The sequence below is a fragment of the Thermobifida fusca YX genome (assembly GCF_000012405.1).
GTDB classification, from domain to species: domain Bacteria; phylum Actinomycetota; class Actinomycetes; order Streptosporangiales; family Streptosporangiaceae; genus Thermobifida; species Thermobifida fusca.
Genome location: NC_007333.1, coordinates 782931 through 799248, shown reverse-complemented (window position 1 = coordinate 799248; position 16318 = coordinate 782931). Strand labels below are relative to the sequence as shown.

At 68.8% G+C, this 16318-nt stretch carries 14 protein-coding genes; 7 read left to right on the top strand and 7 right to left on the bottom strand.

Translation table 11 applies throughout. The features are described from left to right. Positions 1-291: 291 nt before the first annotated feature. Positions 292-1386, bottom strand: coding sequence for a hypothetical protein (locus tag TFU_RS03460; RefSeq protein WP_011291139.1), 1095 nt, complete (start codon positions 1384-1386; stop codon positions 292-294). A 201-nt stretch (positions 1387-1587) separates the two neighbouring features. Then, the gene (locus tag TFU_RS03455) at positions 1588-3048 is read right to left on the bottom strand and encodes a PucR family transcriptional regulator (protein ID WP_011291138.1); all 1461 of its coding nucleotides are present in this window, start codon (positions 3046-3048) and stop codon (positions 1588-1590) included. Positions 3049-3221: 173 nt separating this feature from the next. Between TFU_RS03455 and gabT the strand changes: the two genes are divergently transcribed. From gabT to TFU_RS03440, 3 genes are all read left to right on the top strand, one after another. Beyond that, positions 3222-4568, top strand: coding sequence for a 4-aminobutyrate--2-oxoglutarate transaminase (gene gabT / locus TFU_RS03450; protein ID WP_011291137.1), 1347 nt, complete (start codon positions 3222-3224; stop codon positions 4566-4568). 136 nt (positions 4569-4704) lie between these two features. Continuing rightward, positions 4705-5511 carry a carbon-nitrogen hydrolase family protein gene (locus tag TFU_RS03445; RefSeq protein WP_011291136.1) on the top strand — a complete coding sequence of 269 codons (807 nt, stop codon included), beginning with the start codon at positions 4705-4707 and terminating at the stop codon, positions 5509-5511. A 227-nt stretch (positions 5512-5738) separates the two neighbouring features. After that, entirely contained in the window at positions 5739-5981 is a 243-nt protein-coding gene (locus tag TFU_RS03440) for a hypothetical protein (RefSeq protein ID WP_011291135.1), read from the top strand. Between the two features lie 268 nt (positions 5982-6249). On the opposite strand, the gene TFU_RS03435 is transcribed toward TFU_RS03440, so the two are convergent. Both TFU_RS03435 and TFU_RS03430 read right to left on the bottom strand, forming a co-directional pair. Then, positions 6250-7752 (bottom strand): CoA-acylating methylmalonate-semialdehyde dehydrogenase, encoded by a 1503-nt coding sequence (locus tag TFU_RS03435; RefSeq protein WP_011291134.1) that lies wholly within the window; start codon positions 7750-7752, stop codon positions 6250-6252. An 87-nt stretch (positions 7753-7839) separates the two neighbouring features. Then, positions 7840-9129 carry an aspartate aminotransferase family protein gene (locus TFU_RS03430; protein WP_011291133.1) on the bottom strand — a complete coding sequence of 430 codons (1290 nt, stop codon included), beginning with the start codon at positions 9127-9129 and terminating at the stop codon, positions 7840-7842. An 83-nt stretch (positions 9130-9212) separates the two neighbouring features. On the opposite strand from TFU_RS03430, the gene TFU_RS03425 reads away from it, so the two are divergent. Continuing rightward, complete coding sequence (locus TFU_RS03425; protein WP_011291132.1) at positions 9213-10853, top strand: PucR family transcriptional regulator; 1641 nt, start codon at positions 9213-9215, stop codon at positions 10851-10853. 114 nt (positions 10854-10967) lie between these two features. Beyond that, complete coding sequence (locus tag TFU_RS03420; protein ID WP_011291131.1) at positions 10968-11462, top strand: Lrp/AsnC family transcriptional regulator; 495 nt, start codon at positions 10968-10970, stop codon at positions 11460-11462. Between the two features lie 462 nt (positions 11463-11924). On the opposite strand, the gene rlmN is transcribed toward TFU_RS03420, so the two are convergent. Beyond that, positions 11925-13022 (bottom strand): 23S rRNA (adenine(2503)-C(2))-methyltransferase RlmN, encoded by a 1098-nt coding sequence (gene rlmN, locus TFU_RS03415; RefSeq protein WP_011291130.1) that lies wholly within the window; start codon positions 13020-13022, stop codon positions 11925-11927. Between the two features lie 193 nt (positions 13023-13215). On the opposite strand from rlmN, the gene TFU_RS03410 reads away from it, so the two are divergent. Further along, positions 13216-14289 (top strand): suppressor of fused domain protein, encoded by a 1074-nt coding sequence (locus TFU_RS03410; protein WP_011291129.1) that lies wholly within the window; start codon positions 13216-13218, stop codon positions 14287-14289. 54 nt (positions 14290-14343) lie between these two features. Next, the gene (locus TFU_RS03405; protein WP_011291128.1) at positions 14344-14700 is read left to right on the top strand and encodes a hypothetical protein; all 357 of its coding nucleotides are present in this window, start codon (positions 14344-14346) and stop codon (positions 14698-14700) included. A gap of 70 nt (positions 14701-14770) precedes the next feature. Here the strand turns inward: TFU_RS03405 and TFU_RS03400 are convergent, their stop codons facing one another. Beyond that, complete coding sequence (locus TFU_RS03400) at positions 14771-15697, bottom strand: phosphatidate cytidylyltransferase (protein ID WP_011291127.1); 927 nt, start codon at positions 15695-15697, stop codon at positions 14771-14773. 33 nt (positions 15698-15730) lie between these two features. Continuing rightward, positions 15731-16288: a ribosome recycling factor gene (gene frr / locus TFU_RS03395; RefSeq protein WP_011291126.1), complete on the bottom strand. Its 558-nt coding sequence runs from the start codon at positions 16286-16288 to the stop codon at positions 15731-15733. Positions 16289-16318: the final 30 nt, after the last annotated feature.

Here is a 16318-nt window from a genome sequence, read left to right as displayed (position 1 = left end):
TACCTCATGACAGGAATGCACGGTATGCCGTTTTTATTCCTTCAGGAAAGACGTGGACTTAGCGTCCTTTACACCGGTATCGACGGGGGAATCTCTTGTGCTCCGTTGCAGGGGACACCTCAGAACAAATCGCGAACTTTCTCCCTTATTTCCCTGATGGGATTTTTGCGGGGGCACCGGTTCTCGAATTTCCGTGCCCCGCACTCCAGGAATCCCGCCACCAGCGTGCCGGACCTTCCCCCGCTCTGGGGACAGGTTTTCCGGATGATGTTCCTGCCCATGGCATCCGGTTTACTCGCCCCGCGGGTGCGGCTGCGCCGCATCGGCACCGTCCTCCACCGGCGGGGCCGGCCACGGGATCTCCTTCTCCTGGCGGACCGGGATCATGAGCAGTGCCCCCACCCCCAGCACGATGAGAAAAGGCAGCGCATACAGCAGGACGTCGATAAGGCGTTCGACGGCACTGTTCCCCTCCGACGCGTCCTCCAGCCGCGCCGCCAGCGCGGTGAGCGTGGCCGTGGCACTGTCGCTGTCCCGGGCCCCCGTCACGATCTGGGACAGGCTGCCCTGGTCCAGTTGGGACCGCAGCCCCACCGCCGTGCTGCTCGCCGACCCCGCGGTCACCCGCCCGTTCTCGTCCACCAGGTAGACCACGGCAGGCACATCCCGCTGCCCCTGCACCAGCTCCGCGATATTGCCCGCCCCGCGACGCACCACCCCACCCTCGTACTCGACCGCGTCCCGGGGCAGGAGCGCCACCCGCACCGGCTCCGGCAGTCCAGCGAACCGCTGCGCCAGGTCGCGAATCCGCTGGTCGGTGAGATCCGTGGACAGTCCCGGGGACACGTACAGCGACGTCTCCGCGAGCTGCTGCGCGGCCGTAGACAGCACCTCCCCCCGCAGGATCACCGCCACGGCTGCCACGTGGACGAGCAGGTCGTCGGGGGCGACCCGGCGGCTCGGCCCCGCCAAAGTCCGCTTGGTCCGCGGGACTTCCGCACCCGTCACCACATCGGCGCGGAACGCGTCCCCCTGCCAGGTGTAGAGGGCCACCGGCTGCCGTCCCTGCGCCACGTGAAGCTGGGAGGCAAGTTCGGGCGGAGGGGTCTGCGGCTGGAGGACCACCGCCACCCGCGCCGCGGTCTCCTCCCCCAACGCCTCCGCCACAGCTTCCGCAGTGACCTCGGGAAACATGGCGGTGATCCGGTGGTGGACGTACACATCCGACTGCTCCCAGGCACTGCGGACCTCCTCAAGGCAGGAACAGTCGCCACCACCGGACAACGGCACCGCCGGGACCGCTGCCGCCCCCGCCGGGGCGCCCGCCAGCAGCACCGCCAGTAGGCCCACCCCTGCCGCCACTGCCCGTAGCGCACGCCTGACCATCGTTCCCCTGGCTTCGGCTCCTCGCGTCCCCACCCACAGCCCTGGGGTGGCCTCGCACCCGCGCCCCGAATCCGACATTCCGCCATCGGGGTCGAAACACCACCCCAACACGAGGCCACCCGCCTGTTCCTGAAGAACCCGCTAGTTTCGGCACAGGATGCGGCAAAAGATCCACCAACCGGCGGGGCGCACCGAACCGGCCTAGTCCCGTTCCGTCATCCGCAGCGCCAGCCACAGCTCTGCCCGGTAGTCGGGGTCGTCCAAATCCCCAGGAAGCAGTTCGCGGATCCGCGCGATCCGGTAGCGCAGCGTGTGCCGGTGGACCCCCAGCGACTCGGCTGCGGCATCCCACCGGCCCGATGCGGCGAGATAGGCGCGCAGTGACGCCAGCAAGTCCGCGCTAGCCCGGTGCTCGCGCAGCGGGGCGAGCAGCCGCTGGGCCATGCCTGTCCCGGCCGGGGTGTCCAACAGTCCCAGGAAACCGCCTGGCAGGTCGGTGTGGCGGACCAGGGCGGCAGCGTCGCGCTGCGCGACCTCCAAGGCCCGCTCCGCCTGGGCCAGCGCTTCGGGAAGCGCGTCGTAGCCGACCTCCTCGCTCACGCCCACCGGGCCCCCGGTGAACGCGGCCAGGCTGCCCGCCGGATCCGAGCGGGCACTGCCCAGGAACGTGAACCGGCCGTCCACCACAGCGGCCAGGCCTTCCTCGGCGCCGCGCCCCCACGACACGGCGGCCGGGCTCGGGTCTGCGGCGACGACCACCACCGGTTCGGCGGGCAGAGCCGCCCGCAACGCCTCCGCCTCCGGCCCGGTCACGGTCACCGCCCCGCGCACCAGCGCGTGCAGCAGGCCGCCGCGCAGCCGGTCGGTGACCGCGGAATCGCCGCGCTCCAATTCCAGCGACAGCAGGGAGCTGGCCGCGTTGAGCAGGGTGCGCTCCTCAGTGCCGAGTGCGCGGGGCGCCCCCACGGCCAGGAACCCGCGGACCCGTCCCGCCACGCCCAGCGGTTGGACAGTGATGTGCCGGGAATCCGCGGACAGGGAGACGCTGGCGGGTTGGCGCAGCTCCTGCAGGCGGCGCAGCTCCCCGGCGAGTCCGGCCGCATGGGACGCGGCCTGCGCGGGCCGGGCGTGCAGGGGGGAGCCGTCCGGGGCCAACAGCAGCACCCACCCTTCGGGCAGCTCCGCGCCGAGCCGGTCCACCACCGCTTCTGCGCCCTGCAGAGCGGCCCGCGTCAACTGGCGCTGCGCGGCGAACGCCTTCGTCAGCCCTTCGTACTCTTCCCGCGCCAGCATGCGGGAGACCTCTTTGCCGATGGCGATGAACGGGGTGGGGCGGGGCACCGCGATCAGCGGCAGCCCGTATTCGGCGACCGCGTCCACCAGGGTCGACGGCACCTGCTCGTGGACCACCCCGATTCCGAACCCCAGGCCCGCGACCCCGCGGTCCACGAGGCGTTGGACGTAGGCGCGGGCGTCCACCATCTCGTGCGTCCACCGCATCCCCGTGGTCAGCAGGAGCTCTCCGCCCTCCAAGTAGGGGGTGGGGTCGGTGAGTTCGCTGACCGCCACCCAGCGCACCGGGGTGTCGAGTTTGTCGGTGCCGTGGAGCAGCCGTAACTGCAGCCGGGGAGTGCGCAGGATTGCTCCGAGAGAAGGCGGCACGCTCACTCCTCGCTTGCTCCAGGCCAGGCCCACACCACGACGTTTCCGACAAAAAGTCTAAGAACCTTCCGAAAGCCTATCCATACCGGCGAGGAAATTCGGAGGTTATTCGCTTACTGTCGATCCGGTAACCACGGATCGCCAACCACACCCACGGAGGAGGGCAGGGAACCATGGCTAGCGAGCACGCGGATCTCCCCCAGGAACGTCGGCTCGTCACCGAGATCCCCGGTCCCCGGTCGCGTGCGCTGCAGGAGCGCCGGACCGCGGCCGTCGCTCAAGGAGTAGGCAGCTCCCTGCCGGTCTACGTGGTGCGGGCCAGCGGCGGCATCGTTGAAGACGTGGACGGCAACCGGCTCATCGACTTCGGTTCCGGTATCGCCGTCACCAACGTGGGTAACGCCAACCCCCGGGTGGTGGCCCGCGCCAGCGAACAGCTCGCCCGCTTCACCCACACCTGCTTCATGATCAACCCCTACGAGGGGTACGTGGACGTGTGCGAGGCGCTCAACCGGATCACCCCCGGCGACCACGAGAAACGCTCCATCCTCGTGAACTCGGGTGCTGAGGCGGTGGAGAACGCGGTCAAGATCGCGCGGCACGCCACCGGACGCCAGGCAGTGGTCGTGTTTGACCACGCCTACCACGGCCGCACCAACCTGACGATGGCGCTCACCGCCCGGAACATGCCGTACAAGCAGGGCTTCGGCCCGTTCGCCGGCGAGGTGTACCGGATGCCGATGGCCTACCCCTTCCGCTGGCCGACCGGGCCGGACAACTGCGGTCCGGAAGCCGCCGCCCAGGCCATCGACCTGATCACCACCCAGATCGGCCCGGAGAACGTGGCCGCAGTGCTCATCGAGCCGATCCAAGGCGAGGGTGGTTTCATCGTGCCCGGTGAAGGGTTCCTGCCCGCGCTCGTCGAGTTCTGCCGCAAGCACGGCATCGTGTTCATCGCCGACGAGATCCAGACCGGGTTTGCGCGCACCGGCCGCCTGTTCGCTTGCGAGCACGAAGGGATCGTGCCGGACCTCATCACCACGGCCAAGGGCATCGCCGGCGGTCTGCCGCTGGCCGCAGTGACCGGCCGCGCCGAGCTCATGGACGCCGTGCACGGCGGAGGCTTGGGCGGCACCTACGGCGGCAACCCGGTGGCCTGCGCGGCCGCGCTCGCCGCCTTGGAGACGATCGAACAGGACAACCTGGTGGAGCGCGCCCGCGCTATCGGGGACGTGCTGCTGTCCCGGCTGCGCGCGCTGGCGGAACGCTACGACATCATCGGCGACGTGCGGGGACGCGGCGCCATGGTCGCCATGGAACTGGTGGCGGGTGCGGGCGACAAGACCCCCAACCCTGAAGCGCTCGCCTCCGTCGTCAAGTACTGCCACGCCAAAGGCCTGATCCTGCTGACCGCGGGCACCTACGGCAACGTGATCCGGCTGCTGCCGCCGCTCGTCATCAGCGACGCGCTGCTGGACGAAGGCCTGACCATCATCGAAGAAGCGTTCGCGCAACTGTAGCGGAGCTTTCCAAGCCGGGCCGGGTACGGGCAGACGCTGGGGGGATCGTCTCGTCCCGTCCCGGCCCTTTACTGTGGTGTGCGTCCGCAGCCGGAGCGCTGCGCAGCCCAGAAGCACACACCAGTGGGGAGCAGGCATGGTCGGGGTGGCCGTCGCACAGTTCGCACCGGGAATGGACAAGCAGGCGAACCTGCGCCGGGCTGTCGAACTGGTCCGCGCCGCCGTCGACCAGGGGGCGCGTCTCGTCGTGCTCCCCGAGTATGCGATGTTCACCGCCCCCGCCACCGACCACCGGTTCGTGGCCGCTGCGGAACCCTTGGACGGCCGCTACGTGTCCGGGCTGCGGGACCTGGCGCGCGACTGCGGCGTGTACCTCGTGGCCGGGGTCAACGAGGCGGTAGACGATCCGGAACGGTTCGCCAACACGACCGTGGCTGTAGGCCCGGACGGGGCGCTCCTCGTCTGCTACCGCAAACTGCACTTGTACGACGCTTTCGGCTTCACCGAGTCCGCGGTGGTCCGGCCCGGGGAGATCACCGATCCTGCGGTGTTCACCGTCGACGGGCTCACCTTCGGCGTGCAGACCTGTTACGACCTGCGGTTCCCCGAAGTCACCCGCAGGCTGGCCGACGCGGGCGCCCACGCTGTCGTGCTCGGCGCGGAATGGGTGCCGGGCCCGGAGAAGAAAGAGCACTGGAAGCTGCTGGTGCGCGCCCGGGCCGTGGAGAACACCCTCTACGTTGCTGCCGCCGGGCAGACCGCGCCGATGGGGTCCGGGCACAGCATGGTGGCCGACCCCATGGGAGTGGTGGTGGCGTCCCTCGCCGACGACGAGGGGGTCGCGGTCGCCGCAGTGGACCCGGCCCGGGTCGCGGAAGTCCGCGCACTCAACCCGGTGCTGGAGCTTCGGCGTTTCACCGTGGCGCCGAAATACCCCGTGTGATCCCGCCTCCCGGTGCGCTCCCCTTTTTCACACCAAAAATTGCGGTATGCAATTCCGGTTTTGACTACTCAGAGTTAACGACACTAAGCTCCAGGTCACAGTTTTGATTCTGCTTTATTCAGCGAACACATCCGGTCTGATTGAATCCAATCACCGGCATCTACCTGTCTGTCTGCATCAATCCGCGACTGTCCTGTGCCACGGGGGGAGTAGGGACGTTGAGCGGTATGAGCACTATGTGCGAACGCGGGGCGCCCGCGGACCATGACGACGACTACGTCGTCGCACCGGAAGGACTCAGCGACGCCCAGGTCATGGGGGAGGCCTGCGTCGTCTGCCATGCCCGCTGGCCGAGGCCACGCCGCCAACTGGGCGTACTCCCCGACGGGACCCGTCTCTACGGCTGCTCCGAGTGCGCGCAACTGGCCATGGGCGCCCCCGCGGATTTCGACTTGCTGGTCACCCACTGAGCGGGGTGGGTAGGTGTAGGGAGTACTCCGGACTGGGGGGAGAGACGGTCCGGAGTACCCCTTCACCGTGCGCCCGATTCCGGAGGGGGGAGGGGAATTGGACGCATATCCTCACGGTTTCCACCGTCGACGGGGGGTGTGAACCGGCCAGCATCCCCGAGGTGGCGAACCGGCAACCACGATACTCCGCACAGTGGGCAACTGATCATCAGTAGGGCAATCCGCTGTCAATTCGTGCGCGAGACAACCGTTTCGTTGGAATCGGCCCTTACTTCGTGGTGGGGAAACCGAGGTTGACTCCGCCGTGGCTGGGGTCCTGCCAGCGCACGGTGACCGCTTTCGTGCGGGTGTAGAAATGCACGCCTTCGGTTCCGTGTGCGTGCGAGTCGCCGAACAGGGAATTCTTCCACCCGCCGAACGAGTAGTAGGCCATCGGCACCGGAATCGGCACGTTGATACCGACCATGCCCACTTCCACCTCGTTCTGGAAGCGGCGTGCCGCCCCGCCGTCGTTCGTGAAAATCGCGGTCCCGTTGCCGTAGGGGTTGGCGTTGATGAGGTCGATCGCCTCCTCGTAGGTGTCGACGCGCAGGATCGACAGCACCGGGCCGAAAATCTCGTCGCGGTAGCAGGCCATGTCGGGGGTGACGTGGTCGAGCACCGACGGACCCAGCCAGAAACCGTCGCGTTCCCCGCCGATCACCGGGTGGATCCGGCCGTCCACGACCAGGGTCGCGCCTTCGCGCACCCCGGACTCCAGGTAGGAGGCGACCCGATCGCGGTGCTCCCGGGTGACCAAGGGCCCCATTTCGCTGCGTTCGTCATCGCCGGGGCCGACACGCAGTTGCGCCACCCGCTGCTTGATCCGCGCCACCAGGTCGTCGGCGATGCCGCCCACCGCCACCACCGCGGAAATCGCCATGCACCGCTCCCCCGCCGAGCCGAAGCCCGCGGAGACGGCGGCGTCCGCAGCCAAGTCCAGGTCCGCATCGGGCAGCACCACCATGTGGTTCTTGGCGCCGCCCAGCGCCTGCACGCGTTTGCCGTGGGCGGCCGCGGTCGCGTAGACGTAGCGGGCGATCGGAGTGGAGCCGACAAAACTGACCGCTTTGACGTCCTCGTGGGTGAGCAGCGCGTCCACCGCTTCCTTGCCGCCGTGCACCACGTTGAACACGCCGTCAGGCAGTCCGGCTTCGGCCCACAGCTCGGCGAGACGCATCGGGGCGGACGGGTCCTTCTCGCTCGGTTTGAGCACGAACGTGTTCCCGCAGGCGATCGCGATGGGGAACATCCACATCGGCACCATCGCGGGAAAGTTGAACGGGGTGATCCCGGTGACCACGCCCAGCGGCTGCAGGATGGAGTAGGCGTCCACGCGGGTGGAGACGTTCTCCGAATAGCCGCCTTTGAGCAGGTGCGGGATCCCGCAGGCGAACTCGACGACCTCCAGTCCGCGGGAGACTTCGCCGAGCGCATCGGAGACCACCTTGCCGTGCTCGGCGCTGATGATGCGGGCCAGTTCGTCGCGGTGGGCGCGGACCAGTTCCCGGAACGCGAACAGGATCTCGGTGCGCCGGGACAGGGAAGTGTCCCGCCAGGCGGGGAATGCCCGCTTCGCGGCGGCAACTGCGGCGTCGACTTCAGCCGGTCCGGCGAAGTCGACGGTTCCCGACACGCGCCCGGTGGCCGGGTTGTAGATGTCGCCGCGGCGCTCGGCCGGGCCCTGCCAGGGCTTGCCATCGATCCAGTGGGAAACGTGCGTGACAGACAACGGACAACCTCTTCGGGTGACGAGAGTGTGCGGGCAAGTGGGGGGCGCACCCCCGGGTGCGGCGTGAGGGTGCGCCCGTTCAACTGGTTACGCGACGGCGTCGTTGACCGCGGTGACCGCGTCGACGAGGATGGCCGCCCCTTCTTCTGCTTCCTCCTCGGTGAGGGTGAGCGGCGGCGCCATGCGCAGGGTCTGGCCGTGCAAGCCGCCCTTGCCGATGAGGAGGCCGCGCTTGCGGGTCTCCTCCAGTACAGCGACTGCGAGTTCCGCGGAGGGCGCGCCCGTGGCCGGGTCGGCCATGTCGATCGCGAACATGAGGCCCCGGCCGCGTACCGCGCTGACCGTGGGCAGCTGCTCCAACGGTTGAAGCCGTTCCAGCACCAGCGGGCCCAGGCGTGCCGCGTTGGCTTGCAGGTCGTGGTCGAGGACGTAGTCGAGGGTGGCGTTGGCCGCGGCAGTGGAGATCGGATTGCCGCCGAACGTGGAGACCCCGTTGGCCGGGAGGGCGTCCATCAGGTCTCCGCGGGCCACCACCCCGCCGATCGCGAACCCGTTCCCCAGGCCTTTCGCGAACGTCATCATGTCGGGGGTGACGCCGTGGTTGCCGATCCCCCAGAAGCTGGTGCCGGTACGGCCCCAGCCGGTCTGCACTTCGTCGGAGATGAACAGGATGCCCTGCTCGTCCAGGACTTCCTTGTAGGCGGCGAACAGGCCGTCCGGGGGCATCACGAACCCGCCGACGCCTTGGATGGGTTCCGCGATCAGGCAGGCCACGTTCGGTGCGGTGGTGCTGAGCACGTCGCGCAGGTCGGCCACGCACACGTCGATGTACTCGCGGTCCGACAGGTGCGCGAACGCCGGGTGGGAGCGGTCGGTGCCGTGCAGGTAGTGCACGGTGAGCGGGGAGAGCGACGAGTTCTTCCACCCGCGGTTGCCGGTGACCGCGATCGTGCCGTAGGAGCGGCCGTGGTAGCTGTTGCGCAGCGCGAGCACTTCGTCGCTGCGGCGCGCATAGGTGGCCAGCAGCAGCGCGGTCTCGTTGGCTTCGGTGCCGGAGTTGGTGAAGAACACCTTGGCATCGGGGATCCCGGAGAGGCGGGCGATCTTCTCGGCCAGCTCCACCTGGCCGCGCAGCAGGTAGAGGGTCGAGGTGTGGACGACTCCGCGGGCGAGCTGGGCTTCGACGGCCTCCCGGACTTCGGCCACGTCGTAGCCGATCATGTTGGTGACGATTCCAGCGAAAAAGTCCAGGTAGGTGTTGCCGTCAGCGTCGACGACCCGGTTTCCTTTGCCGCTGACGATCTCGATAGGCGTCTCGTAGTACAGGGGCATCCACGCGGGCATGACCGCGCGGTGGCGGGCGAGCAGATCCGACATGGTTTTAGTCTCACCGCTCGCCGCCCCCTTGACTAGCGACAGAGTGGTCGCCTTTCGCTGCTTTGCTTGACATGGTGTCAATCGTGCCTGGTAGTGCGGCGTACACTCAGGCCGTGGTGCTCTCCCTCGCTGATGTCCTCGACTTGCCCGTGGTGCGGCGGGCCCGGCCCCGGGTCGTGGTGGGCGCGGACCGTCTCGACACGCCCGTGCGCTGGGCGCACGTCGCCGAAGTCACCGACCTGGCGCATCTGCTGCGCGGCGGTGAACTCGTGCTGACCACGGGGATCGCGCTTCCCGACGCCGCAGCAGCGCTGCGCCGGTACGTCACCGACCTGGCCGAGGCCGGGGTCAGCGGGATCGCCGTCGAGCTGGGCCGCAAATACCGGCGGAGGCTGCCGGATGCGCTCGTGGACGCGGCCCGGGGGGCGGGGGTTCCCGTGATCTGTCTGGAACGGGAGACCCGGTTCGTGGAGATCACCGAGGCCGTGCACAGCCGGGTGCTCACCGAGCAGTTAGAGGAGTTGCGCGCCTCCGAGCGGATGCACACCGTGTTCACGGAGCTGTCGCTGGAAGGGGCGCCCCGGGACCGGGTCCTGCGGGAGGTGGCGCGGCTGTCCGGTTGTCCCGTGGTGGTGGAGAACCTCGCCCACCAGGTGCTGGCCTACGACCTCAACGGCGAAGACCCGGGAGTGGTGCTCGCGTCCTGGGAGAACCGGTCCAGGTCGGTGGCTTCCACGCGGCGGACCTTCCACGACCCGGTGACCGGCTGGCTGGTCACCACGGTGGGGGCGCGCGGCCAGGACTGGGGGCGGCTCATCCTCGTCTGCGGGGCCTCCCCCACCCCGTCGCAGACCACACTGGTGGAGCGGGCGGCGACCACGCTCGCGCTGGGCCGTCTGCTGGAACGGCAGCAGGAGAGCCTGGAACGCCAAACGCATCGCACGATCATCGCGGGGATCATCGACCGCTCCTACTCGGACCCGGAAGAAGCACTGGTCCGGGCCCGGGCTGTGGGCGTGCCGCTGGCCGGCCGCACCCTGGTGGTCGTGGTGCTGCGGCTCCGCGACGCGGGTACCGGGCTCGCCACGCAGGCCCGGCTCGCCGAAGCAGCTGAGAACGTGGCCCGGGTGTGCCGGGAGCTGCGGCTGTCCGCCCTGGTGGGGTCGCTTGACGACCTGCGCGTAGGCGTCCTGCTGGCGCTGCCCGCCACCCAGCGGGTGGAGCGCTGCCTGGACCGGCTCGCCCCGCTCATCCACGAGCACGCCGGCAGCAGAGTGGTGGTCGCCGTGGGGTCACCGGTTGACGACATCCGGCGGGTGCGGTCCTCGTTCCTGGAAGCCCGGCAGGTGGCGGACGTTGCCGTGCACCAGGCCGCGGACCGCCCCTACCACCGGCTGTTCGACCTGCGGCTGCGCGGCCTGCTGCACCTGCTGCGGGACGACGAGCGGCTGCAGACCTATGTGGAGCGGGAGCTGGGCCCGCTGCTCGCCTACGACGCCCAGCACGGCGAAGACCTCACGTCGATCCTGCGGCACTATTTGGACGCGGGGCGGAACAAGGCGCTGGCCGCGTCCCGTGCCCACCTGTCCCGTCCCGCTTTCTACGGCCGCCTGCACCGCATTGCCCGTATCCTCGGCGCGGATCTGGACTCGGTCGAGACCTGTCTGTCTCTCCACGTCGCGCTTTTAGCGCTGGAGTCCGTACGCGACCGAATCTCTCGGTAAGGTTTCCACGGCTTTCCCATCCCGACGGAACCTTTTGATTCCGTTGCAGGGTCTATCCTTAACAACCAATTCGTGAAATTTCACGAGAAAAACTCACTGATAGCGGAGGGACAGGTGACTGGGGGTTCGGAGTCCACGCCCACGCAGCGCCGCAACAGTGGCGGAGTGGTCCTCGACGACACCGCCAAGCGGATCATCGAACAGCTCCAACAGGACGGGCGACGCTCCTATGCCGCGATCGGCAAAGCCGTCGGCCTGTCGGAAGCCGCGGTACGCCAACGCGTCCAACGCCTCCTCGAAAACGGTGTCGTCCAAGTCGTGGGCGTCACCGACCCCATGATGCTGGGCTTCAAACGCCAAGCGATGATTGGGATCCGCTGCAACGGCGACCTCAACGAAGCGGCCGACGCGATCGCGGACATCGACGGCGTCGAATACGTCGTCATCACCGCGGGCTCCCTGGACATCCTGGCGGAAGTCGTCGCCGCCGACGACGAGCAGCTCCTCAACATCCTCACCCGGATCCGCTCGGTGCCCACGGTCATCTCCACCGAGATCTTCCTCTACCTGAAGCTCCGCAAGCAGACCTACGCGTGGGGCACCCGCTAGCAGACCCGGTCAGGCCCGCCGCGCACCGCAGAGCCGTCACCGCGGTCGCAGCCCCCACCAGCACCGCGACACGGGTGTACAGGTCACCATGGTTACCGCGACGCAGACGGCCAAGGGCATCCGGACCGTCCCCGCCCGCACCGGGCCCGCCAGGAACAGGGGAACACTGGTCGACGCCCTCACCGCGACCAGTCCGGCTCGCCACGCCGGATGCCCCTCGGCCCTGTCGTGCTCCCGGGCTCCGCGCCCGCCAGTGTCCTGGCCCCTCGGAGGCGCGCCGCACCTGGGAAACCGCGAACGTCCCCGCCGGAGAGTAGGCGGTCTTCCCCCGGGCCTGCCCCGCACCGCGACAACCCCAGCGGCCCGCCTCGCCGAGGAGGCCTCGGAGGTGCGGCACGGCAGCACCGCGGACACCAGTGCGACGCCGGCGGGACCGCTTCCCTACCGGGGCTGTTCACGCCGCTACGCCCCTGACGCGGCGAGCTGGCCGCAGGCCCCGTCGATCTCCCGCCCCCGGGTGTCCCGGACCGTCACAGAAACCCCGTGCGACCGCAGCCGGCGCACGAACTCCCGTTCCACCTCGGGCCGCGACGCCGTCCACTTGGACCCCGGCGTGGGGTTCAACGGGATCAGGTTCACGTGCGCCAGCCGGCCCGCCACCAGCCGGCCCAGCAGGTCCGCCCGCCACGCCTGGTCGTTGATGTCCCGGATCAGGGCGTACTCGATCGACACTCGACGCCCTGTCGTGTCCGCGTACCGCCAGGCAGCGTCCAGCACCTCGGCAACCTTCCACCGGTGGTTGACCGGCACCAGCTCGTCGCGCAGCTCGTCGTCGGGCGCGTGCAACGACACGGCGAGCCGCACCTGCATCCGCTCCGCGGTGAGCTTCTCAATCGCCGGAACCAGGCCCACCGTGGACACGGTGATCCCGCGCTGGGAAATCCCCAGCCCGTCCGGCACCGGGTCGGTGATCCGTCGGATCGCCGCCAGCACCCGCTTGTAGTTGGCCAGCGGCTCCCCCATGCCCATGAACACGATGTTGGAGATCCGCCCCGGGCCGCCCGCGACCGTGCCGCGCGCCAGGTCTCGGGCACTGGACACCACCTGGTCGACGATCTCCGCGGTCGACAGGTTACGGGTCAGCCCCGCCTGGCCGGTAGCGCAGAACGGGCAGTTCATACCGCACCCGGCTTGGGAGGACACGCACAAGGTGACCCGGTCCGGGTAGCGCATCAGCACCGACTCCACCAGCACCCCGTCGAACGCCCGCCACAGCGTCTTGCGGGTCATCCCGTTGTCGCACGTGACGTGCTTGACCGGGGTGAGCAGTTGCGGCAGAAGCGCTTCGCCCAGCCGTTCCCGGGACGCGGCCGGCAGGTCCGTCATCCGGGCCGTGTCCGCCTCCAGACGACCGAAATAGTGCTGGGCCAACTGCCGGGCCCGGAACGGTTTCTCCCCCAGTTCCGCAACCGCGTCCCGCCGCTCCTGAGGGTCCAAGTCAGCGAGGTGGCGGGGTGGCGGCGTCCGGCGCGGCGCTACAAACGTGAGCTCAGCAGGCATGGATTCAGGTCCAAGTCGAGAAAGGGTGTCTGTCGTCGGCGACAACGGTGAAGGTTGGGCAGTGCGCGGTAATTTGGAGCCGACTACAACGCTTTCCCGGGAAAGGTGGCGTGTTCCCCCAACCGGCACTGTCGTCCATACTATGCGGCGCGGGGAGGCCCGCGCGCGGTGAACAAGAGACGAGGAGGAGTGTGTGGCCCCGACCCAGGTTCTCCTCGACGAGACCAGTCCCTACCGCAGTCGCCGGGTCATCGTCGAGTACGACACCCGCACCACCGCTGCCTATCTCCTAGACCCGCGCGGCCAAGTACGGGTCCCCGTGTGGCTGGCCAACCACGAAATCGCCCCGGAAACCAGTGACGCCTCGGGACTCTACGAAGGCCGAGCCCCGCTGATGCCCGCCGCCCACACCAAGCACCCCCAGGGCCGCGCCCCGTTCGACCCCGCCACCCTGCGGGCCGTGTGGTTCGAAGAAGGCGACGGCGTAGCCTTGCTCGACGAGGAAGGGCTGCTCGCCGTCATCCCCGGCTGGGCCGAAGCCGACCGCGGCCTGCCCGGCTACTCGCGTGACGCGATCGGCCGCAGCGCCTACGCGTGGGCGCTCGACGACGTCGCCGCCCAACTGTGGCCCCGCGTCGTCCACGCCGAAGCATACTGGTCGTGGCGGTGCGCCCCCGGGGCCTGGCGCAGCGTGCAGCGTTCCGTGTTCAACCACCTCCGCACGCTCGGCCCCGCCGGACACTACTGGGACGTCTCCGACGGCTACGACCCGCTCATCCGCGTCTCCGAACGGCCCCCCACCCCGACCAGGCCGTACACGATCCTCAGCACCGTCGGCATGTGCGGCCAGCGCATGCCCACCCTCGACCGCTACATGGCGGACACGTCCGCTTATGCGCGGATCGAACTCGCCCTCGCCACCACGGCCCCCGCCCACTTGGCGGCGCGGATCTTCCGCTGGCTGGGCACGTTCCCCTGGCGGGCCGTCACCTGGTTCGGCCCCGGCCACAGCGTCAAATGGCTGGACAACGGCGAAGACTCCCCGCTCCGCGGCAACCACACCGCGGTCCTGCTCGTCTCCGACCCCGGTGTCCTCGCCGGACCGCCCCCGCCCGACCTGTCCGGACTGACCTTCCACGGCGATCCGGTGAACTGGCTCTGGGTCATCCCCATCACCCGCCCCGAGCACCTGTTCGCTAAAGAACACGACGCGGAAACCCTCATCGCCAAACTCGCCGCGGAGGGACGTAGCTGGATCCTCGGCTGACCTCGCGGTCTAGCCTGGTCTCTGCCTGACCTACGTGGACGGAAGGAAGATCGGGTGTTTCCCTTGCTCGAACGCGGCACACACGCCTACCTCAGCACTCTGCTCCGGCTCGCCCAACAGGAGGGGCTGCTGACCTTCCACGAGGATCAAGGACGCGACGTCTACCGGATCACCACTCGGGCGGGACGCACCCTCACCCTCACCCCCGACCAGGTCGTCCCGTTCTGCGAAGGGCTCTGCGCGGCCCACGCAGCACTCGCCGACGAACCTTTGGGCACGGTGGCCCGCGCTATCGACGAAGGCCTCGGCACCGTGTCCTGCAGCGCATGCCGGGCCCCCAACCCCAAGCACGCCCTGCGCTGCCGGATCTGCGGGCAGCGCCTCCTCGACGAACTTCCCCCGGAAACGTGACAAGCGGGCTTGCGCCCGCCTCCATGCGCGGGGCCGCGACAAGAGACGCCGCGGCCCCAAAACTCTACGGTCAGCCCGTGACCGGAACGAGCAGACTCAGCACAATCCAGGCCACCGGCCCCGCGATCAGCAGCGAATCGACCCGGTCCAGCACACCGCCGTGACCTGGCATGAAAGACCCCATGTCTTTGAGGCCGAAGTCGCGTTTGATCAGCGACTCGATCAGATCGCCCACGGTTGCGGCAAGCACCACCGCAACCCCGAGCACCGCCCCGACCCACAACGGGCCGTCCAGCATGAGAGAGACCGTGAGCACTCCGGCGACCATGCAGCTCAGCACGGACCCGGCAAACCCCTCCCATGTCTTGTTGGGGCTGATCACCGGTGCCATCTTGTGGCGGCCGAACAGGATGCCCGCGAAATAGCCGCCGATGTCGCTGCTGATCGTCACCACGATGAACGCGATGATCCGCAGATGGCCTTCCGGCTGGGCGAGCAGCAGCAGCCACGTGCCCAGCAGCAGCGGGAGGTACACCAGTGTGAACAGGGTTGCCGTGGAATCCTGGACATACCCTTCAGCCCCGCCGCGCAGCCGCCACACCAGGCTGAGGATCGCTGCCACTGCCAGCGTTCCCACCAGCCACAGCGGCCCGCCGAAGAACGCCGCCACCTGCATGGCCACGCCCCCGGCGAGGAGGGGGACCACGGCCAGGTGCACGCCCCGCGAAGCGAACGCCCGCCGCAGCTCCCGCACCCCCAGCACCACCGCGAGCGAGGTGACGATCACGAACAGGGGCGGGTACGGCACGATCGTGACGTAAGCGAGCGCGCCCAACGCCAACCCGCTCGCGATCGCTACGGGCAGGTTGCGTCCGGTGCGCACGGGCTTGCCACCGGGCTTGTGCAGGGTGAAACGCTTCGGGGAGTCAGCAGCGTGGTCCGTTCCCGTCCCGGCCTCCTGGGACGGAAGCGCCTGGGAGTCGCCCCGCGCCGGCATCGCACCCTCGAAGGAATCAGAATCGGACAAGGATCAGACCTCGAGCAGCTCTGATTCCTTGTGCTTCAACAGTTCGTCGATCTCGCCGACGTACTTCTGGGTGAGCGCGTCCAGCTCCTTCTGGGCGCGGTGCCCCTCGTCCTCGCCGATCTCGCCGGCCTTGACCGCCTTGTCGATGGCGTCCTTGGCCTGCCTGCGCACGTTCCGGACCGACGTCCTGCCGTCCTCAGCCTTGTTCCGCGCGACCTTGACGTACTCTTTGCGGCGCTCCTCCGACAGCTCCGGGAAGACCACCCGGATGATGTTGCCGTCGTTGCTGGGGTTCACCCCCAGGTCGCTTTCCCGGATCGCCTTCTCGATCGCAGGCATCGCCGCTTTGTCGTACGGGGAGATGATCACCATGCGCGGCTCGGGCACCTGGAACGACGCCAACTGGTTGACCGGGGTCATCGCCCCGTAGTACTCCACGGTGATCCGGCTGAACGTGGCTGGGCTGGGACGCCCGGTACGGATCGAGGCGAAGTCTTCCTTGGTGACGAGGACGGCCTTCTCCATTTTCTCCTCTGCTTCGAGGAGTGTTTCTTCGATCATTTCGGGACTCCCGTGTGTCGCTTTGCCGGA

Coding starts and splice junctions, on each gene's coding strand:
- TFU_RS03460 (WP_011291139.1), bottom strand. CDS start 1,386: ATGGTCAGGCGTGCGCTACGGGCAGTGGCGGCAGGGGTGGGCCTACTG.
- gabT (WP_011291137.1), top strand. CDS start 3,222: ATGGCTAGCGAGCACGCGGATCTCCCCCAGGAACGTCGGCTCGTCACC.
- TFU_RS03445 (WP_011291136.1), top strand. CDS start 4,705: ATGGTCGGGGTGGCCGTCGCACAGTTCGCACCGGGAATGGACAAGCAG.
- TFU_RS03440 (WP_011291135.1), top strand. CDS start 5,739: ATGAGCACTATGTGCGAACGCGGGGCGCCCGCGGACCATGACGACGAC.
- TFU_RS03430 (WP_011291133.1), bottom strand. CDS start 9,129: ATGTCGGATCTGCTCGCCCGCCACCGCGCGGTCATGCCCGCGTGGATG.
- rlmN (WP_011291130.1), bottom strand. CDS start 13,022: ATGCCTGCTGAGCTCACGTTTGTAGCGCCGCGCCGGACGCCGCCACCC.
- TFU_RS03400 (WP_011291127.1), bottom strand. CDS start 15,697: ATGCCGGCGCGGGGCGACTCCCAGGCGCTTCCGTCCCAGGAGGCCGGG.
- frr (WP_011291126.1), bottom strand. CDS start 16,288: ATGATCGAAGAAACACTCCTCGAAGCAGAGGAGAAAATGGAGAAGGCC.